The 17,605-nt window shown below is 64.8% G+C and carries 20 protein-coding genes; 7 read left to right on the top strand and 13 right to left on the bottom strand.

Annotated elements, in window-relative coordinates:
* Nucleotides 1-150: 150 nt before the first annotated feature.
* From O7B34_RS15405 to O7B34_RS15390, 4 genes are read left to right on the top strand one after another with little or no spacing between them, the layout of a single operon-like run.
* Nucleotides 151-858: a Tim44/TimA family putative adaptor protein gene (locus O7B34_RS15405; protein ID WP_337141258.1), complete on the top strand. Its 708-nt coding sequence runs from the start codon at nucleotides 151-153 to the stop codon at nucleotides 856-858.
* Nucleotides 859-879: 21 nt separating this feature from the next.
* Nucleotides 880-1,980, top strand: coding sequence for a murein transglycosylase A (gene mltA / locus O7B34_RS15400; protein ID WP_337146848.1), 1,101 nt, complete (start codon nucleotides 880-882; stop codon nucleotides 1,978-1,980).
* Entirely contained in the window at nucleotides 1,977-2,507 is a 531-nt protein-coding gene (locus O7B34_RS15395) for a Smr/MutS family protein (RefSeq protein WP_337146847.1), read from the top strand. Before mltA ends, O7B34_RS15395 begins: the two co-directional genes overlap by 4 nt.
* Before the next feature lie 22 nt (nucleotides 2,508-2,529).
* Complete coding sequence (locus O7B34_RS15390) at nucleotides 2,530-2,898, top strand: helix-turn-helix domain-containing protein (protein WP_027145710.1); 369 nt, start codon at nucleotides 2,530-2,532, stop codon at nucleotides 2,896-2,898.
* A gap of 96 nt (nucleotides 2,899-2,994) precedes the next feature.
* On the opposite strand, the gene O7B34_RS15385 is transcribed toward O7B34_RS15390, so the two are convergent.
* The 4 genes from O7B34_RS15385 to O7B34_RS15370 all read right to left on the bottom strand — a co-directional run bounded on the left by O7B34_RS15385 (nucleotide 2,995) and on the right by O7B34_RS15370 (nucleotide 6,172).
* Nucleotides 2,995-3,234, bottom strand: coding sequence for a hypothetical protein (locus tag O7B34_RS15385; RefSeq protein WP_337146845.1), 240 nt, complete (start codon nucleotides 3,232-3,234; stop codon nucleotides 2,995-2,997).
* A 223-nt stretch (nucleotides 3,235-3,457) separates the two neighbouring features.
* Nucleotides 3,458-4,072: a transglutaminase-like cysteine peptidase gene (locus O7B34_RS15380; RefSeq protein ID WP_337109322.1), complete on the bottom strand. Its 615-nt coding sequence runs from the start codon at nucleotides 4,070-4,072 to the stop codon at nucleotides 3,458-3,460.
* Between the two features lie 159 nt (nucleotides 4,073-4,231).
* Nucleotides 4,232-5,509 carry a polyhydroxyalkanoate depolymerase gene (locus O7B34_RS15375; protein WP_337146844.1) on the bottom strand — a complete coding sequence of 426 codons (1,278 nt, stop codon included), beginning with the start codon at nucleotides 5,507-5,509 and terminating at the stop codon, nucleotides 4,232-4,234.
* Nucleotides 5,510-5,803: 294 nt separating this feature from the next.
* The gene (locus O7B34_RS15370) at nucleotides 5,804-6,172 is read right to left on the bottom strand and encodes a septal ring lytic transglycosylase RlpA family protein (RefSeq protein WP_337109320.1); all 369 of its coding nucleotides are present in this window, start codon (nucleotides 6,170-6,172) and stop codon (nucleotides 5,804-5,806) included.
* 308 nt (nucleotides 6,173-6,480) lie between these two features.
* Between O7B34_RS15370 and O7B34_RS15365 the strand changes: the two genes are divergently transcribed.
* Entirely contained in the window at nucleotides 6,481-6,678 is a 198-nt protein-coding gene (locus tag O7B34_RS15365; RefSeq protein WP_337146843.1) for a hypothetical protein, read from the top strand.
* A gap of 59 nt (nucleotides 6,679-6,737) precedes the next feature.
* Here O7B34_RS15365 and O7B34_RS15360 read toward each other — a convergent pair whose 3' ends face one another.
* The 8 genes from O7B34_RS15360 to tauA all read right to left on the bottom strand — a co-directional run bounded on the left by O7B34_RS15360 (nucleotide 6,738) and on the right by tauA (nucleotide 13,693).
* Entirely contained in the window at nucleotides 6,738-7,535 is a 798-nt protein-coding gene (locus O7B34_RS15360) for an ATP-binding cassette domain-containing protein (RefSeq protein ID WP_337146842.1), read from the bottom strand.
* Between the two features lie 7 nt (nucleotides 7,536-7,542).
* Complete coding sequence (locus tag O7B34_RS15355) at nucleotides 7,543-8,319, bottom strand: ABC transporter permease subunit (RefSeq protein WP_337146841.1); 777 nt, start codon at nucleotides 8,317-8,319, stop codon at nucleotides 7,543-7,545.
* The gene (gene ssuD, locus O7B34_RS15350) at nucleotides 8,316-9,473 is read right to left on the bottom strand and encodes an FMNH2-dependent alkanesulfonate monooxygenase (RefSeq protein WP_337146840.1); all 1,158 of its coding nucleotides are present in this window, start codon (nucleotides 9,471-9,473) and stop codon (nucleotides 8,316-8,318) included. The genes O7B34_RS15355 and ssuD overlap by 4 nt, the downstream gene beginning before the upstream one ends.
* A gap of 77 nt (nucleotides 9,474-9,550) precedes the next feature.
* Nucleotides 9,551-10,504: a sulfonate ABC transporter substrate-binding protein gene (locus O7B34_RS15345; RefSeq protein ID WP_337146838.1), complete on the bottom strand. Its 954-nt coding sequence runs from the start codon at nucleotides 10,502-10,504 to the stop codon at nucleotides 9,551-9,553.
* A 225-nt stretch (nucleotides 10,505-10,729) separates the two neighbouring features.
* Complete coding sequence (locus tag O7B34_RS15340) at nucleotides 10,730-10,918, bottom strand: hypothetical protein (protein WP_337146837.1); 189 nt, start codon at nucleotides 10,916-10,918, stop codon at nucleotides 10,730-10,732.
* A gap of 19 nt (nucleotides 10,919-10,937) precedes the next feature.
* Nucleotides 10,938-11,798 carry an ABC transporter permease subunit gene (locus O7B34_RS15335; RefSeq protein ID WP_337146836.1) on the bottom strand — a complete coding sequence of 287 codons (861 nt, stop codon included), beginning with the start codon at nucleotides 11,796-11,798 and terminating at the stop codon, nucleotides 10,938-10,940.
* Nucleotides 11,795-12,568: a taurine ABC transporter ATP-binding protein gene (locus tag O7B34_RS15330; RefSeq protein ID WP_337146835.1), complete on the bottom strand. Its 774-nt coding sequence runs from the start codon at nucleotides 12,566-12,568 to the stop codon at nucleotides 11,795-11,797. Before O7B34_RS15330 ends, O7B34_RS15335 begins: the two co-directional genes overlap by 4 nt.
* A gap of 111 nt (nucleotides 12,569-12,679) precedes the next feature.
* On the bottom strand, nucleotides 12,680-13,693 hold the full coding sequence (gene tauA / locus O7B34_RS15325) for a taurine ABC transporter substrate-binding protein (RefSeq protein ID WP_337146834.1): 1,014 nt from the start codon (nucleotides 13,691-13,693) through the stop codon (nucleotides 12,680-12,682).
* A 609-nt stretch (nucleotides 13,694-14,302) separates the two neighbouring features.
* Between tauA and O7B34_RS15320 the strand changes: the two genes are divergently transcribed.
* Both O7B34_RS15320 and O7B34_RS15315 read left to right on the top strand, forming a co-directional pair.
* Nucleotides 14,303-14,824, top strand: a complete 522-nt coding sequence (locus tag O7B34_RS15320; RefSeq protein ID WP_027145724.1) for an RrF2 family transcriptional regulator — start codon at nucleotides 14,303-14,305, stop codon at nucleotides 14,822-14,824.
* 31 nt (nucleotides 14,825-14,855) lie between these two features.
* On the top strand, nucleotides 14,856-16,205 hold the full coding sequence (locus O7B34_RS15315; RefSeq protein ID WP_337146833.1) for an FAD/NAD(P)-binding protein: 1,350 nt from the start codon (nucleotides 14,856-14,858) through the stop codon (nucleotides 16,203-16,205).
* Nucleotides 16,206-16,761: 556 nt separating this feature from the next.
* On the opposite strand, the gene O7B34_RS15310 is transcribed toward O7B34_RS15315, so the two are convergent.
* A complete protein-coding gene (locus O7B34_RS15310; RefSeq protein ID WP_337146831.1) occupies nucleotides 16,762-17,532 on the bottom strand; it encodes a type 1 glutamine amidotransferase domain-containing protein in 771 nt (256 codons plus the stop codon).
* Between the last annotated feature and the right edge of the window lie 73 nt (nucleotides 17,533-17,605).

The following is a 17,605-nucleotide window of genomic DNA, read 5'->3' as shown; positions in this document are numbered from 1 at the left end:
TGGCACGGAGGCTGTTAGATAGGTATGCCTGCCTTTGATTTGAATGATTGCGCCTTGCGTTCTATATGCTTTGAATGGTGAACGCTATGCGACCGCGGCCTGTCGGCTGGGACGGTCCGGCCTAGAGGCAGGGATTGATTGGCGGAAAATATGGGCTTCTTCGACTTCGGCACGATTTTCTTCCTGATCGCGGCGGTGGTGATCTTCTTCCAGCTGCGCAACGTGCTGGGCCGTCGGACCGGTAGCGAACGGCCGCCCTTCGATCCCTATACGGCGGCGCGCACCGACAAGGACGCCACGCAGAAGCCCGAAAACGTGGTTTCGCTGCCGCGCAAGCGGGGGCCCGGCGAGCCGGCGCCGGCCGACACCTATACGGCCATCGACGCCTTCGCCAAGCCAGACACCGATCTCAACAAGGGCCTGCGCGCGATCAAGGACAATGACCCGTCCTTCGACCCGAAGGGGTTCGTCGACGGTGCCAAGATGGCCTATGAGATGATCGTCATGGCCTATGCCGACGGCGACCGCAAAACGCTGAAGAACCTTCTGTCGCGCGAGGTTTATGACGGCTTCGTCGCGGCGATCGGCGAGCGCGAGGCCAAGTCGGAAAAGATCCAGTCCTCCTTCGTCGGCATCGACAAGGCCGATATCGTCTCGGCCGAGATGAAGGGCGGCGAGGCGCATGTGACGCTGCGCATCATCAGCGAGCTGATCTCGGCGACGCGCGATCAGGCCGGCACGGTCATCGACGGCGACCCCGAAACGGTGGCCGAGGTCAAGGATGTCTGGACATTCGCCCGCGACACGCGCTCGCGCGATCCGAACTGGAAGCTCGTCGCCACCGAAGAAGAAGACTGAGTCCGGAACAGGCGGGCTCCGGTGTCGCTGTCGCCTCTCCTTGTTGAAAGGTCTTTCGGCGATCTCCCCGGCTGGGGTGACGACGACCATCTGCCGGCCTTCGAGGCCTTTGCCCGCTCCGCCTTCCATGTGCCGGTAAAACCCTATCGCAGCGGTGCGCTGGGCGTCGATTTCGGCGCCTTCGCCGAGGCCTATGCGCACGCGCGCGGCGCCGCGCCGGCGAACCGATCCGAGGCCCGCGCCTTCTTCGAGCGCCATTTCGTGCCAATGCTGGTCCGGCCGGAGACCGGCGCCGGCCTCGTCACCGGCTTCTACGAGCCGCAAGTCGAGGCCTCGCCGGTGCGGAGCGAGCATTTTGCCGTGCCGCTGCTGTCGCGTCCGGCCGACCTCGTCGATGTCGACGATGCCAATCGGCCCGCCGGGATGGATCCTTATCTTGCCTTCGCCCGTCGGACCGCCGACGGGCTGACCGAATATCCCGACCGTGGCGCGATCGAGCGCGGCGTGCTCGCCGGCCAGGGGCTGGAGATCGCCTGGCTGGCCGACAAGGTCGACGCCTTTTTCATCCATGTGCAAGGCGCGGCGCGGCTTGCCATGACCGATGGCCGGCTTTGCCGCGTCACCTACGCCGCCAAATCCGGCCAGCGTTTCACCGGGCCGGGCAAAATCCTGAGCGAGCTGGGGGAAATCCCGCTCGCCGACGTGACGATGCAGTCGATCCGCGGCTGGTTCAAGGCGCATCCGGAGCGCGTCGACGAGATCCTGTGGCAGAACCGCTCCTATATCTTCTTTCGCGAGGCCGCGGTGGATGACGCGGCGCTGGGGCCGATCGCGGCCGCCAAGGTGCCGCTGACGCCGGGCCGCTCGATAGCCGTCGACCGCCTGCTGCACACATTCGGCACGCCTTTTTATATCGACGCGCCGACGCTTGCCGCCTTCGACAAACGGCCGTTCCGTCGGCTGATGATCGCGCAGGACACCGGCTCGGCCATCACCGGGCCGGCGCGCGGCGACCTGTTCGCCGGCTCGGGCGACGCCGCCGGCGAGATCGCCGGGGTGGTGCGCAACGCCGCCGATTTTTACGCGCTGGTGCCACGCGCGCTGGCCAGGGGCGCAAAATGAGCAAGCGCCCGGATAAACTCAGCGAGGATGACCGGGTGCTGTGGAACCTGGTGGCGCGCACCGCCAAGCCGCTCAAGGGCCGCGCCGCCGTCGACATTCCAGACATGGCCGTCGATGCCAGGCCAACGCCCTCGCAACCGGCACAGCCCGTTGCCGACGCGTCGGGCGCGGCAAAACCGAAGGTCCAGCATGTCACGCACCGGCTCGACGAGCCGACGCTGGACAAGCTGCAAAAAGGCCGGCTGCCGATCGAGGGCCGCGTCGACCTGCATGGCATGACGCAGGACGAGGCCTATTCGCTGCTGTTCTCGTTCCTGCACCGGGCGCATGCCGGCGGCGTCCGCTATGTGCTGGTCATCACCGGCAAGGGGTCGTCCTCGGGCGGCGATGGCGTCCTGCGGCGCGCCGTGCCGGCCTGGCTGTCGACACCGGCGTTCCGGCCGCTGGTCTCCAGCCACGACCATGCCGCCCGCAACCATGGCGGCTCGGGCGCGCTCTATATCAGGCTGCGGCGGGCACGCTCATGAGGGCTCCCAGGAGGCCGGGCGCATGACGCCGTTCGGCGAGAAGCTGCGGACGCTGAGGGCCGAGCGCGGCGTCAGCCAGAAAGACATGGCGGCGGCGATCGGCGTCAGCGCCGCCTATCTGTCGGCGCTCGAGCATGGCAGGCGCGGCGCGCCGACCTGGACGCTGATCCAGAAGATCATCGGCTATTTCAACATCATCTGGGACGACGCCGAGGAACTGGCGCGGCTGGCCGAAACCTCGCATCCGCGCGTGAAACTCGATACGTCGGGTCTTTCCCCCGCCGCCACCGAACTTGCCAATCTTCTGGCCGAGAACATCGAAAAGCTGGATGAGGCCGCGCTTCTGCGCATCACCGCGTCGATCCGCGCGGCACTCGGCCGGCGATCCTAGACTCGGGTTTCCGCCCGGACTTTGCGGCGGCCGGGCGATCGCCCGATCGCAAAACAGCGCCCGCCGGCGAGCAGCCGGCGGGCAGCCGTGGTGAGATCATTTCTTGCCGGCCGTGCTGCCACCATTGCCGCCGCGACCATGGTCGCCATGATTCTGGCCGCCATGTCCGCCGCCCAGGCAGTCCGACGCGCCGGCGGCGCCGCAACAGCGGCCGGCCCACAGGTCGTTGAGGTTGGTGTTGGCGCAGCTTGGAATGGTCTGGCCGGCCAGAGCGGATCCGGTCAGGGCCGAAACGGCAGCGGCGACGAGAAGGGTGTTGCGCAGAAAAGCAGTCATTTGAAGCCTCCATGATTTGGGTTTCTATCGTCCACGGCTGTGTGTCGCCGGGCGAACGGAAATGGTTCATGGAGAGGTGCGAATTTTTGGACGGAGATGCGCGGCGGAGCCTCCTCGTCTTCGTCATCCACGGGCGGAGCGGGAGCGAGGCGGACGCGTAGACCCGAGGATGACGAAGCGCTGAGAGTGCGCAGCCCTAACTGGGCGGCCGCGGCTGCAGTCCCTACTGTACCGAGCCGACCAGAACCTGCTGGCCGCCGCGGATCGAGACCCAGCGGCCGGTGTTGTCGATCGCCTGGCGCTTGAGGAAGCGGTAGCCGGTCTCGTCCCAGGGCTTGACCTTGTCGGTCAAATTGTCGAGCACATAGTCGCCGCCGTCCGTGCGCACGGTCAGCACGGCGTGGCCTTCCCCGTCGGGCTTGCGCACCACGGTCATCAAGAGATCGGCGAGCGACATGCCCATGCGGGACAACTGGCGCCGCTTCTCCAGCACGTAATCCTCGCAGTCGCCGACGCCCTTGTCGGGATAGGCCCAGACCTCGTCCTTGCCGTAGATGTCCATGTCGCTCATCGGCTTGACGGCGGCATTGACCCTGGCGGTGACGTTGACTAGCTTGCGCATCAACCCGTCGGTCAGGGCCGCCGGCGCGAGGTTGGCCGGGCGGATCGAGCATTCGCCCGGACGCTGCTTGCAGAAATCGTAATGGCCGATCGGCTGCGAGGTGAGGCCCCCGGTCGCCATCGCGTCCGAAGCCCAGGCCGGTGTCATCCAGCCCCCCGTTAACGCCAGCCCGGCTGCCGCGCATACGCGCAGCCTTCGCGTGATTGAGGAATTCATTGTCCCCGCTCGCCCTGTTGTTAACGAAACGTTAAGGGCGATTTACACTCCGTGTCAATTAAGACATCGAGTTGATTTGCGGCATGGTTACCCGCGGGGAGGGACAGCGGCACTTGCGCAACAGAATCGGACCCGCGGCCGGCTCTGTTTCAAAACCGCCTACCGCTTGGCGGTGCGGACCAGTTTCGGCTTCACCGCCACCCGGGTCTGGCGGCCATAGCTGGTGATGAAGTCGACGATACGCGGCACGATCTCGGAGCGGAAGCGCGAGCCGTTGAAGACGCCGTAATGGCCGACCGCCGGCTGCACATAGTGCGCCTTCTTGTCGGCGGGGATGTTGACGCACAGGTCCTGCGCCGCCTTGGTCTGGCCAAGGCCCGAAATGTCGTCGTTCTCGCCCTCGACCGTGAACAGGGCGACGTTGCGGATAACGGACGGATCGATCCTGGTGCCGCGATGCGTCATCTCGCCCTTGGGCAGGGCATGGCGCACGAAGACGGTATCGACCGTCTGCAGGTAGAACTCCGCCGTCAGGTCCATCACCGCCAGATATTCGTCATAGAAGTCACGGTGCTTTTCGGCGTTGTCGCCATCGTGCTTCACAAGGTGCATGAAGAACTCCTTGTGAGCGATGATGTGGCGGTCGAGGTTCATGCTCATGAAACCCGAGAGCTGCAGGAAACCGGGATAAACCTCGCGGCCGAAGCCCGGCACCGGCCAGGGCGCGCGCATGACGACGTTGTTGCGGAACCAGTCGATGCCCTTTTCCTTGGCCAGCAGATTGACGGCGGTCGGGTTGCGGCGGGTGTCGATCGGCCCGCCCATCAGGGTCATCGTCGAAGGGACGAAGGGGTCGCCCTTCGCCTCCATCAGCGCCACGGCCGCAAGCACCGGCACGGAAGGCTGGCACACGGCCATCACATGCGTATCCGGACCCAGCGTGTGCAGCATGTCGATGACGTAGTCGATATAGTCGTCGAGATCGAAGCTGCCATCGGCCAGCGGCACCATGCGGGCATCGACCCAGTCGGTGATATGGACATCGGCATAGGGCAGCATCGCCTCGACCGTGCCGCGCAGCAGCGTCGCGTAATGGCCCGACATCGGCGCCACGATCAAAAGCTTCGGGTCGGCCTTGCGTCCGGCTGGAACGGCGCGCTCGAAACGGACGAGATTGCAGAACGGCTTCGACCAGACTGTCTTTTCGGTGACCGCGACGCTCTTCCAGTCGACCACGGTCTTGTCCAGGCCGAATTGCGGCTTGCTGTAGCGGCGCGTGGTGCGCTCGAACAGTTCGGCGCCCGCCGCGACCGAACGGCCCCAATGCGTATGCGAAACCGGGTTGAGCGGATTGGAGTAGAACAACCGGACCGCATCGGCATAGAGCCGTGCCGGCTGCAGGGCGGCGTGGTTCATTTCGTAGAGCTGGTAAAACATCCGTTACCCCGCGACCGAAGGGACGGCGAACAGCGCCGATCCCTAGATGTCTCGCGGGGAAGTTAACAACTAATTGCTGCGATGCAATACGTCACGTGGCGTGACTAATGCTAATTTCGTCCAAAGCCTTGAAAACCGGCGCCGGACGGCACAGCCGGCTCAATGTGCAGTGCCGAAATGTGTAGGATATGTGTCAGGCCTTCGCGCCGGACACCCGACCATGATCTTGGAAAGTTCCCGTTTTGCTCCGCTGGCCCGCGGTGCGGGAGAGATCATGGCCAGGAGACGATCAGATCAGACGCGCGCCATGCAGACGGAAGTCTGACCGGAGCCGATGAAGCCGAGCTGGCCGGCGGCGCCCTTCGACAGGTCGAGCACGCGGCCCTTGATGAAGGGACCACGATCGTTGATGCGCACCACGACGCTGCGGCCGTTGTTCTTGTTGGTGACCCGCAATTTGGTGCCGAAAGGCAGCGTGCGATGGGCGGCGGTCAGCGCCGAGGGGTTCATACGTTCGCCCGACGCGGTTTTCGAGTGCAGCGCGTACCAGGAAGCGCGGCCACACTGGCCGGCGGCGGCGGTTGCCGAAGTGGCGGAGGCGCCGACCATCAGGCCAGCAGCGATCGTTACCGCGACAAGCGCAGTCTGTTTTGGGGTCTTCATATTTGGGGGATGGCTCCGTTTTTTGACAGACCCCAGCCGTTAGGAAAGGAATAAGGCACGAAATGCGGCAGTGATCTGGCGGTTCCATGGCAAGATCACACGTTTGGAGTCATCGGGTAACAGTCTGTCAGGGACTTTTTGGCGCGCCGAAACCAATTTCGATCATGTTTTATCGGCACGGAGGACTTTTATGACAAGATCGAGCGTTGATCTTCAAATAAAAGTCTGCACGATCTGGCCACTTCCTTCAGCTCTTTCATCACGGCAATAGCGCCGCAATCGATCGACTTGAAAAACGGGATCCGACAATGAGACTGACCAAAAAGCTGCTGGCCAAAAATCTGCTGGCCTTGATCGTTCTGGCCATGGGCGCCGTGTGGTCGCTGCAAGGCATCGGCGCGATCGGCGGCAGCTTCATGACCGGCCAGTCGCAATGGCTCTATATCGGTCTCGCCGCCATGCTGGCCGGCCTGGCCGGGCTGGTGTGGGCGAACCGTTCGCCCTGAAACTCTTGTTTGGCGCGATCCCGGACGGAAAAGTCGTTTCATACTTTTCCGAAATGATCTTAGCCGAACAGCTGGTCGAGAATCCTGCCTTCGAGACGGGCAAGCTCGGCGGAACCGCGGCGGCGCGGCCGTTCCACCGGCACATCCAGATCGAGCGCGATCTTGCCGCCGCTGATCACCACCACCCGGTCGGCGAGCGCAACCGCTTCGGCGACATCATGCGTGACCAGCACGGCGGTGAATTTCTGGGCAATCCAGATACGCTCCAGCAATTGCTGCATCTCGATGCGGGTCAGCGCGTCGAGCGCCCCGAGCGGCTCGTCTAGCGCCAGGACCTGCGGGTGACCGACCAGCGCGCGAGCCAGCGCCACGCGCTGCTTCTGGCCGCCGGACAGCACCGAGGGCCATTCATCGGCTCGGTCGGCGAGGCCAACCTCGCCGAGAATGCCGAGCGCGCGTCGCCTTGCTTCCGTGCCGGAAGCGATGCCGGTCAACCCGACCTCGACATTTTTCACCACGCTGGCCCAGGGCAGCAGGCGCGGCTCCTGGAACATGAAGCGCGTGCGGCTGTGGCCCTCTTCCTCGGCTCCCAGCGTCAGCGATCCCGATGTCGGCCGGTCGAGCCCTGCGAGCAACCTGAGCAGCGTGCTCTTGCCGCAGCCGCTTTTGCCGATGACGGCGACGAACTGCCCGACCGGCACGTCGAGGTCGATCCCATCGAGAACGGTCTTGTCGCCAAAGCGTTTCCCCACGCCCTTGAAGGCGAAGGCGCGCCGGCCTTCGACCGATCTCGCCGGGCGCGCGGGCGCTGGCGTGGTGACAAAGGAGCGGACGGAGGTCAGACTGGCGGCTGGCATCGAATACTCATCCGTTCTGAAAGGCGGGATGCCAGCCGAGCGACAGGCGCTCGAGCAGGCGGGCGAGACTGTCGGCGAGCTTGCCGAGCAGCGCGTAGATCAGGATCGACAGCACGACGACATCGATCAGCAGGAATTCGCGCGCCTGCATGGCCATGTAGCCGAGCCCGGAGCTGGCCGAGATGGTTTCGGCGACGATCAGCGTCAGCCACATGATGCCCAAGGCGTAGCGCAGGCCGACGAAGATCGCCGGCAGCGCGCCGCGCAGGATGACGCGGAAGAACAGCGCGCGCCGGTCCATGCCGTAGACGCGGCCCATCTCGACGAGTTGCGGGTCGACGCTCTGGATGCCGAGCAGCGTGTTGACATAGATCGGAAAGAACACGCCGAGCGCCACCAGGAACAGTTTTGCTTCTTCGTCGATGCCGAACCAGAGGATGACCAGCGGGATCAGCGCCAGGTGCGGAATGTTGCGGATCATCTGCAGCGTGGTGTCGGTCAGGCCGCGGCTGAGCGTCGACAGCCCGGTGGCAAGGCCGAGCGCAAAGCCGATCGAGCCGCCGACGGCGAAGCCGGCAAGGGCGCGCGCCGTCGAGACGCCGATGTTCCGGATCAGTTCACCCGACAGCGTCAACCGCCAGAAGGCCTCGGCGACGGCACTTGGTGCCGGAAGCACGTTGGCCGGCATGACGCCCGCGCGGGAAGCCACCTCCCAGCCGGCAATCACCAGCACCGGCAATAGCCAGCCGATGCCATTCCCGCGCAGGCGTGCGGAAAAGCTCATGACGCCGCCTGCAGGCGGGCCGCGCCATGGAAGCCGACCGAGAATTCGTTGGCGATGTCGTCGCGCGGCTTGAGCCGCCTGGTGCCGAGCCCGAGCTTGGGGAAGAGCAGTTCGGCGACGCGATAAGCTTCCTCGAGATGCGGATAGCCGGAGCCGATGATCGTATCGATGCCGATCGCCTGGTACTCGCGGATGCGGTCGGCGACCTGCTCCGGCGTGCCGACCAGCGCGGTGCCGGCGCCACCGCGCACCAGCCCGACGCCAGCCCACAGATTGGGCGAGACGACCAGCCTGTCGCGGCGGCCGCCATGCAGGTCGGCCATCCGGCGCTGGCCGACCGAGTCCATCTGGTTGAGGAACCGCGCCTGTGCGTTCTCGATCTGGGCATCCGTGACATGGCTGATCAACCGGTCGGCGGCACGCCAGGCTTCGTCCTCGGTTTCGCGAACAATGAAATGCAGCCGGATGCCGAAACGCAATTCGCGGCCGCGCGATGCCGCTTTCGCGCGCGCCGATGCCAGCTTCTCGGCGACCTGCGCCGGTGGCTCGCCCCAGGTCAGGTACATGTCGACCAGATCGGCGGCGAGATCCTGCCCGGCATCGGACGAACCGCCGAAATAAAGGGGCGGCCGTTCCTGTGATGGCAGAAGGTCGAGGCGGCCATTCTCGACGCGGTAATATTTGCCGTCGAAATTGACACGCTCGCCGGACACCAGGCCGCGCCAGATGGTCAGGAACTCCTGCGCCTGCGCATAGCGCTGGTCATGCGGCAGGAAGACGCCATCGCCGGCAAGCTCGGCCGGATTGCCGCCGACCACGACATTGAGCAGCAGTCGGCCGTTGCTCAGACGGTCGAGTGCCGCAGTCTGCCGCGCCGCGAAGGTCGGCAATGTGACGCCCGGCCGCAACGCGACGAGGAATTTGAGCCTTTCGGTCAGCGTCGCCAGTCCAGTTGCGGTGATCCAGGAATCCTCGCAGTTCTGCCCGGTCGGCAACAGCACACCGGGGAAGCCGAGGCGGTCGACTGCCTGCGCGATCTCCTTGAAATATCCGAACTCCGGCGGCCGCTGCTGCTGCTCGGAGCCGAGATAGGAACCGTCGCCATGGGTCGGGATGAACCAGAAGAAATCGAGTGGCTTGGCTGGCGTGGTCAAGGCGGGCCTCCTGGAGGTCAAGGCATAAAAGGCAACGGCGCCGGGCGTTTCTCCACGCGGCGCCGCTTGACGAAAAATCAATTGCCCGGCGCCGTCCAAACCGCGTCGGAAATCCGCACCGCATTGGGGATCAGGCCGAGCTTGTAGAAGCGGTCGGCGGTAGCCTGCTGGCCGGCAACGATCTCGCCGGTGATCGGAAAGACGCCGAACTTGGTGCGGTTGGCGGCGATGGTCTGTGCGTCGAGCGGCACCCCGGTCACCTCATGCAGCGCTTGCGCCACCTTGTCGCGATTCTGCTCCGCCCATTTCGCCGCCTCGCCAAGCGCGGCGATGGTCGTGGTGACGATTTCGGGATGCGCCTTGGCGAAATCCTTGTTGGCGAGGAAATAGGTGTTGACCTTGAGCACCTCGCTGGAGCGGGCCAGCACACGGGGCTGGTAGCGGGTTTCGGCGATGGCAAAGAACGGATCCCAGACCGCCCAGGCATCGATCTGGTCGCTGGCGAAGGCGGCGGCCGCATCCGCCGGGCTGAGATAGACCGGCGTGATCTGGTCGAAGGCAACGCCTGCCTTTTCCAACGCGGCGACGAGAAGGTTGTGCGCACTGGTGCCCTTGCCGACACCGACGCGCTTGCCCTTGAGATCGGCGACCGACTGGACCGGCGAGGCCGGCTTGACGAAGATCGCCTCGCCATCGCCATTGGACGGCAGTGCCGCGGCATAGACGATGTTGGCGCCCGCCGATTGACCAAAGATCGGCGGCGCGTCGCCGGTCCAGCCGGCATCGATGGCGCCGACATTGAGCGCTTCGACCAATGGCGGCCCGGCGGTGAACTCGACCCACTTCACGGTGACGCCCTTGTCGCCGAGCGCCTTCTCGATCACCTGCTGCTGCCTGGCGATCACCGGCAGGCCGGTCTTCTGGTAACCGATGCTGAACTGCTTCAGGTCCTGCGCGGCGGCGCCGAACGACAGCACGACCGTCGCGGCCAGGAGGCCGATGCCGAAAACGCGTCTCGTCGGATTGAACATGATCCCTCTCCTTCAATGCGCGGGCAGCGCCGAGAAACTTCCGATCGATCGGAGTGGGACTTAGGCTAGGTATGTCTATAAATTTAGTAGAGAAAGAATTTTGCGAGATGAATCGGCAGGAGGAAATTGTTTTCCACGTCTCGATCGAGCGGCAAGGCCATTGCAACTCTCTCTTCCCTACACGGGAAGGGACCTGTCATCGACGGTGCGCCACCCGTCAGCCACTCACTGCGACCAGTACTGCCAGGCCCAGTAAAAACTCTCGTCGCGCGGTGGAAGGCGATCGCGCCCGGCCAGGAACTGGACGGGCGTCGGCGATCGCGGGCGGTCGTCTCTTGCCGCTTTCTCGTCGGAGGCAAGGCCGAGCAGCCAGGAGCCGACATGGGCAAACAACACGGCGGTCGAATGGGTCATCGTCATTCTCCTTTTCCGATCATTCTCGTCCGGCCCACGGGACGAGCACGCGCTCGATCCGGCGGATGGTGAATTCGAGCACGAAGGCGATGGCGGCGATCACCAATATGCCCATCACCACCACGTCGGTGACGAGGAACTGAGCCGCGGACTGGATCATGAAGCCAAGCCCGCGCGTCGCCGCCACCAGTTCGGCCGCGACCAGTGTCGACCAGCCGGCGCCGAGCGCGATGCGCAAGCCGGTCAGGATCGAGGGCAGGGCGCTAGGCAGGATCACATGGCGGACCACTTGCACTCGCGTCGCGCCAAGCGAACGCGCGGCGTTGATGCGCTCCTGGGAGACGCCGCGAACACCGGAGGCGGTGGACAGGGCGACCGGCGCCAGCATGGCGATGGCGATCACCAGGATTTTCGACGGCTCGCCGATGCCGAACCAGATGATGACCAGCGGCAGATAGGCCAAAGGCGGTATCGGCCGCAGGAATTCGAGCAGCGGATCGAAGATGCCGCGCCCCACCGTGCTGATGCCGATGGCGAGCCCCACCGGCACGCCGACCAGGATGGCGGCGACCAGTGCCGCGAACACGCGGCCCAGGCTGGCGACGACGTGCTGCGGCAGCGTCGCGTCGACGAAGCCGTCGCTGGTAACCACGTCGAACTTGTTCCACACGGCAAGCGGCGAGGGCAGGAACACCGGAGATACCAGCTGCAGGCGGGCCGACAGCGTCCAGAGTGCCAGCACCGCCAGGATGGTGACGGCGCTGACCATGCGCGCCGAAACGCCGGTCCGTTTCGCCCGTGGCCTGGACCAAGGCACCGACAGGCCATCGGTTTCATCTGTCCTTGAAACGGGCCGTTCCGTGTAGAAGGAAATGGTCATGCCGCCTCTCCCTCGAAGATCGCGTCGGTCAGTTCGCCGCGCGCCGCCGCGAAGGCCGGATCGGCCTTGATGGAGCGGATGGCTTCGCCCGACGCGTAGCGCCGGGAGAAACCCGGCTCGAAGGTTCGCACCACGCGGCCAGGGCCGGGCGCCAGCACGACGACGCGGGTGGCGAGCACCAGCGCCTCCTCGATGCCGTGCGTCACCATCAGCACGCCGGCATGGCTTGCCGTCCAAAGGTCGAGCAGCGTCGTCTGCATGCGTTCGCGCGTCAGCGCGTCGAGCGCGCCGAGCGGCTCGTCGAGCAGCAGGAATTCGGGTTCGGCGGCGAGCGCGCGGGCAAGGCCGACACGCTGGCGCATGCCGCCGGAAAGCTCCCAGATGCGCTTGTCGCCGGCATCGCCGAGCTTGACCAGCGCCAGCAGTTCATCGGCGCGCCGCGCCCGCTCGGCTGGCCTGACACCGCGCAGCCTGAGCGCGAAGGCGACGTTTTCGCGCGCCGTCAGCCAGGGAAACAGAGCATCGTTCTGGAACACCACCGCCCGATCCGAACCGGGCCCGCTGATCGGCTGGCCGTTCACTGAAGCAGTGCCGCGCGCAGGCACGACAAGGCCGGCGGCGACATTGAGCAGCGAGGTCTTGCCGCAGCCCGAGCGGCCGACAAGAACGACGAAATCGTCCTTGCCGACACCGATCGAGACATGCTCGACGGCGGGTGCCGGCTGGCCGTCATAATGGATGGAGATCTTGTCGAGCACGAGATGCGGCATGGGCACTCGCCGATTAGAGGGAAATCCGCCTGCCCCGAAACCGCGCCTGTCAGCGGCTTTTGGGGCAGGCAACACACGGCGTCAGGGAGGGTGACCCGCGTGTGCGAGACGTCAGTTCGAGGCCAGCGCCTCGGTGACGTATTTCGATGTCACGTATTTCGAATAGTCCGGCAGCACGGCGTCGACCTTGCCTTGCTCCTTGAGGAAGGCGGATGCCGCCGCGATCGCCTTGACCGTGCCGCCGCCGAGGAATTTGTCGGAGGCCTGCTCTTCCAGGGTGGGGAAGGCATAACCCTTCAGCAGCTCCGGCACCTCTTCGAGCCTGGCGCCGGTCAGCCTGGCGATCTCAGCGGCCTGCGGCGACGACACCGACCAGGCGTCGGGCTTGGCGAGATACCCTGCATAGGCCGCACCCGTCACCTTGACGAAGTCGCGTACGGCTTCCGGGTTCTTTTCGGCGAAGTCGGTGCGCACGATCCAGGCGTCGAAGGTCGGCGCGCCCCAGGCGGCGACTTGCGCGGAATCCAGCACCACCTTGCCCGATGTCTTGATCTGGCCCAGCGCCGGATCCCAGACATAGGCGGCGTCGATGTCGCCACGCGCGAAGGCAGCGGCGATTTCCGGCGGCCTTAGATTGAGGATCTCGACCGATTTCGGATCGACATTCTCATGCTTGAGCGCGGCAAGCAGGCTGTAATGCGTCGTCGACACGAAGGGCACGGCGACCTTCTTGCCGGCGAGGTCGGCGACCTTCCCAATGCCGGCGCCGTCGCGGGCGACCAACGCTTCCGACGGTCCGATCAGGCCAACCACGAAGATGGCCTGGATCGGCAGTTCGCGGCTGGCGGCGGCCGCCAGCGGGCTCGATCCGACATAGCCGATATCGGCCGAGCCGGAGGCGACGGCGGCGATGACATCGGCCCCGGAATCGAACTTGCGCCAGTCGATGCTGGCCTTGGTGGCCTTTTCATAAGCACCGTCGGCCTGCGGCACTTTCGAGGGCTCGACCACCGTCTGGTAGCCGATGGTGATCTTGAGGCCGTCGGCCATCGCCGGGCCGAGGAAGGCGGCGCCGGCAAGGGCAGCGGAAGACAGGAGGATGACGCGGCGTGAAATGCTGGACATGAAAGGCTCCTTGAAAAAGGGGAAAACCGGATCGCCCGTTCATAGTCAGCTAATTCTATGGTTCTTGTAGAGTTAAATCCTTCCAAGGAAGAACGGCATGTTGGAAAAAAGCCACTGGCGGCGGGCCGCCGTGGCGGACAGGGCGGCTGCCCTGGCTCAGGAGCGGCGAGGCCACCAGCTTTGCCCCGGGCTCGATACCTCGACCGTTCCCGATACCGACAGGGGTGAACGAGAATTCCGATTTGGCACCTCCTCCAGCAAATCTATGCTTCAAATTGGGAAGAATTTAAAATCACGTTCCGCGCATCGGTGGTTAAGTATAGTAACCTTATCGACATAGGAGTGAGTGACGATGACAGGCCATACGTCGTCGGATCCCGGCTGCAAGCCTCCGTGCAGGCAAGCCACGCTCCTGTGTCCCTGGCGTCACAAGGCGGGCCTAAAATCGCCGCAACGGCTTGAAAACCAAGCAAGATCAACCGCAATTGGCTTGTATATCATGTCACTAGAATTTATGTGTCATGGATGCTTCGGCGCGGCGGGGAGGCACGCCAGGCGTTTCGTAACGGATGGCCTAGGGCCATCGCATGACAGAGAAACGTTCGGTTCATGCTCACCAAAAAAGGCAAGTACGGCCTCAAGGCGCTCGTCCATCTCGCGCGGATGCCGGCCGGACAGCTCGCCTTCGTCGGCGATATCGCGACCGGCAACAACATCCCGAAGAAGTTTCTCGACGCCATTCTCGGCGAGCTGCGCAATGCCGGCTTCGTCCAGAGCCGCAAGGGCAAGGAGGGCGGCTACCGCCTGGCACGGCCCGCCGACGAGATCAAGGTCGGCCACGTCGTGCGCGTCCTCGACGGGCCGCTGGCCCCGATCCCCTGCGCCAGCCGCACACAATATCAGCGCTGTGAAGACTGCAACGAGGCGACATGCCAGGTCCGACATCTGATGCTCGAGGTCCGGCAGGCGATCGCCGAGGTGCTCGACCAGCGCAGCCTCGCCGAGATGCGCGACATCGCCGACGATCTTACGATCGCGAGGGACGCCGACGATCTTACGATCGCGTCGGGCATGAGCGACCTCCCGGTCGCGCGGGACGACCTGCCGGTCGTGGTGAAGGTCCAGGCCTGAAGCCGACGCCTGGCACGGGGCTCGCTTGCGCATGACCGGGCGGATCGATTCCATCACCCCCAGTTCCATCATCATCGTCGGCGGCGGCGCCAGCGGCGTCGTGCTGGCCGCCCATCTGCTCAAATCGCCCAATCCGGACCTGCGCGTCACACTGATCGAAAAGCGCCCGCATTTCGGCCAGGGCATAGCCTATTCGACGCTGCTGTCGGCACATGTGCTGAATGTCAGCGCGGCCGGCATGAGCGCCTATGCCGACGATCCCGGCAATTTCTGGCGCTGGCTGCTGGAACGGGGGCTGGCGACAGCGGAGCAGGCTCCGGTCTACGCGCCGCGCAGCCTCTATGCGCGTTATCTCAAGGAATTGCTCGACGATCTGGAAACGCGCGAGCGCGAGACCGGCCGGCTGCGCCTGATCCGCGAGGAGAGCCTGTCGATTTCGCCCACCGGATCCGGGGTCGAGGTGGCGCTCGCCAACGGCACCAGCGTGGTTGCCCATCTTGCCGTGCTGGCCACCGGCCATGACGAACAGCCCGCGCAGGGCCATGCGATCCGGATGGGCTCGGAGGCCGATACCGCGCTCGATCAGGACAACCGGATCCTGGTGCTGGGCACCGGGCTCAGCATGGTCGATGCCTTCCTTTCCCTGGAGCAGCGCGGCCATCGCGGCGACATCATCGCGGTGTCGCGGCGCGGCCTGCTGCCCTCGCCGCACCGCAAGGGCAACCCGATCAAGCTCGACGTCGCCGATATCCCGCTCGGCACCCAGCTCTCCTATTTCGTCGGCTGGTTCCGCGACCTCATCCGCGAGAACCAGAAGGCCGGCGTCGACTGGCGCGACGTCGTCGACGGCCTGCGCCCCTTCAACCAGAAGATCTGGCAGAACTGGCCCGCCTCGGCCAAGCGCCGCTTCGTCGAACACACCAAGGCCTGGTGGGACATCCATCGCCATCGCATGGCACCCGAGGTCTACGCCAGGGTGACGGAGGCCGTGCAATCGGGACGCATCCGGCCGATCGCCGGGCGCGTCGTCGGCGTCACGCCGGGCGACGGCTTCGCGGTCGAGGTCCAGTCGCGCCACACACAGCGTCTCGAAACATTCGACGTCGCCCGCATCTATGATTGCTCCGGCATCGTGCGCGACATCTCGACCTCGTCGAACAGCGTGGTGCGCTCGCTGGTCGACCGCGGCCTGGCGCGTCCCGATCCGCTGCGCATCGGCCTCGACGTCTCGGCCAATTGCGAGATTATCGCCGCCGACGGCACCATCTCGCGAAAAATCCTCGCCGTCGGGCCGCTGACGCGCGGCACTTTCTTCGAGATCGACGCCATTCCCGATATCCGCGTCCAGTGCGCCAGACTGAGCAAGCTGTTGCTGGGATAGAGCAATTCCGGCGGCGATCGTATATTTGGCAGACCCGCATCCGGCTCAACCCGAAAGCGTCTTCCGCGATCGCACCATGGTCGGCTGAGTGCAGTCTGGTATTTAGCCCAGGTGGCCCTATCTGGGGCCGAACAACTTCCGTTCTTAGCTATAAGACGGCAGGACTAAAGTCTTGCGCACCGGTAGGCCTTGGTCCGAGGGGCCTTCAAACGTTCCGGACTTGTCCATTGGACGTTCCGCACTTTAGCCAATTAAGATATTCACGGCTTGACGCAGACCTCTTGCGAGGGGAGCGCGATGCTCCCGCCTTCGACTGGATTTCCTCCCCGAAGTGGCGACATCGCGCCCCTAGGTTGCGATTTCAAGCTGGCCATCGGCTACCCAACGGTGAAAAGAATGGCCGGTGCGGGGATGCTTGGGTTGAAAGCGGGTCGCACCGGCCATTGCGGGTTAGGTTTCGATTTGGGATCGTCTCCCGCATGACCAAGCTATAGGTACATTAGCTATTGCTCAACTAAGACTGAAGTCCCTCCCGCTACCAGCCGGACGATAGGGTTCAGCCGCCCAATGCCTCACACACGGCGCGCGCGGTCTCGGCGCCGGAAAAGTTCTGCTGACCGGTGATCAGGTTGCCGTCGCGCACCGCAAAGGCGCGCCACAAGCCGGCCTGGATGTAGTTGGCGCCGATCGCCTTGAGCTCATCCTCTATCCGCCATGGCATCAAATGTTTTCCGCGCTCCAGCGCGCCCATCCGCCAGGTCGCATTGTCGGCAAAATCCTCCTCGATATTGGCGAACCCGGTCACCGTCTTGCCGGCGGCGAGCAGCGATCCGTCGGCGCCCCTGGCATAGCGCAGCAGCGCCGTGCCATGGCAAAGCGCTGCCGCCACCTTGCCCGCTTCATGGAAGGCGACGAAGGTCCGCTGCAGCGTTTGCGCCCGATCATAGCTGAACATCGGCGCCTGGCCGCCGGCGACGACGATCGCGTCGAAACTGTCGAGCTCGATCTCCGCCACCGGCCTTGTGTTGTCGACCAGGCTCGCCAGTTTCGGGCTCGAGATGAAGCCGAGCGAGATGAGGTCGGTTTCGGAATAGCCCGAGGGATCACGCGGATCGCTCAGCGCGTCGGCCTCGCATCGGCCGCCATCGGGCGAGAAGATCTCGACATCATAACCACGCTCGGTGAAAGCGAACCACGGGTGCGTCAGCTCGCTCCACCAAAAGCCGACCGGCCAGCCGGTCGTGGTCGAGACGGCCGGATTGGCGATGACGATCGCCACGCGTTTCGGCTTGCGGGCATTGACCGAATTGGCGTCCCGTACACTCATCCTGGCTCTCCTCTATAAGCTGTCGCCGATAAAGCCTAACGCTGCAATCTGGCCATATGGCCGGGCAAAAGAT

This window comes from Mesorhizobium sp. Cs1299R1N3 (genome assembly GCF_037179625.1).
Lineage (GTDB): Bacteria > Pseudomonadota > Alphaproteobacteria > Rhizobiales > Rhizobiaceae > Mesorhizobium > Mesorhizobium salmacidum.
The sequence above is the reverse complement of the archived record's forward strand: the minus strand, read 5'-3'. Positions and strand labels throughout refer to the sequence as shown.

Bases quoted from the DNA above. Each gene is read 5' to 3' on its own strand.
- O7B34_RS15310 (WP_337146831.1), bottom strand. From the start codon at position 17,532: ATGAGTGTACGGGACGCCAATTCGGTCAATGCCCGCAAGCCGAAACGC.
- O7B34_RS15320 (WP_027145724.1), top strand. From the start codon at position 14,303: ATGCTCACCAAAAAAGGCAAGTACGGCCTCAAGGCGCTCGTCCATCTC.
- O7B34_RS15355 (WP_337146841.1), bottom strand. From the start codon at position 8,319: ATGAGCTTTTCCGCACGCCTGCGCGGGAATGGCATCGGCTGGCTATTG.
- O7B34_RS15345 (WP_337146838.1), bottom strand. From the start codon at position 10,504: ATGTTCAATCCGACGAGACGCGTTTTCGGCATCGGCCTCCTGGCCGCG.
- O7B34_RS15330 (WP_337146835.1), bottom strand. From the start codon at position 12,568: ATGCCGCATCTCGTGCTCGACAAGATCTCCATCCATTATGACGGCCAG.
- O7B34_RS15360 (WP_337146842.1), bottom strand. From the start codon at position 7,535: ATGCCAGCCGCCAGTCTGACCTCCGTCCGCTCCTTTGTCACCACGCCA.
- tauA (WP_337146834.1), bottom strand. From the start codon at position 13,693: ATGTCCAGCATTTCACGCCGCGTCATCCTCCTGTCTTCCGCTGCCCTT.
- O7B34_RS15385 (WP_337146845.1), bottom strand. From the start codon at position 3,234: ATGACTGCTTTTCTGCGCAACACCCTTCTCGTCGCCGCTGCCGTTTCG.
- O7B34_RS15340 (WP_337146837.1), bottom strand. From the start codon at position 10,918: ATGACCCATTCGACCGCCGTGTTGTTTGCCCATGTCGGCTCCTGGCTG.
- O7B34_RS15370 (WP_337109320.1), bottom strand. From the start codon at position 6,172: ATGAAGACCCCAAAACAGACTGCGCTTGTCGCGGTAACGATCGCTGCT.
- O7B34_RS15395 (WP_337146847.1), top strand. From the start codon at position 1,977: ATGAGCAAGCGCCCGGATAAACTCAGCGAGGATGACCGGGTGCTGTGG.
- O7B34_RS15380 (WP_337109322.1), bottom strand. From the start codon at position 4,072: ATGAATTCCTCAATCACGCGAAGGCTGCGCGTATGCGCGGCAGCCGGG.
- O7B34_RS15335 (WP_337146836.1), bottom strand. From the start codon at position 11,798: ATGACCATTTCCTTCTACACGGAACGGCCCGTTTCAAGGACAGATGAA.
- O7B34_RS15405 (WP_337141258.1), top strand. From the start codon at position 151: ATGGGCTTCTTCGACTTCGGCACGATTTTCTTCCTGATCGCGGCGGTG.
- O7B34_RS15375 (WP_337146844.1), bottom strand. From the start codon at position 5,509: ATGTTTTACCAGCTCTACGAAATGAACCACGCCGCCCTGCAGCCGGCA.
- O7B34_RS15365 (WP_337146843.1), top strand. From the start codon at position 6,481: ATGAGACTGACCAAAAAGCTGCTGGCCAAAAATCTGCTGGCCTTGATC.
- O7B34_RS15315 (WP_337146833.1), top strand. From the start codon at position 14,856: ATGACCGGGCGGATCGATTCCATCACCCCCAGTTCCATCATCATCGTC.
- O7B34_RS15390 (WP_027145710.1), top strand. From the start codon at position 2,530: ATGACGCCGTTCGGCGAGAAGCTGCGGACGCTGAGGGCCGAGCGCGGC.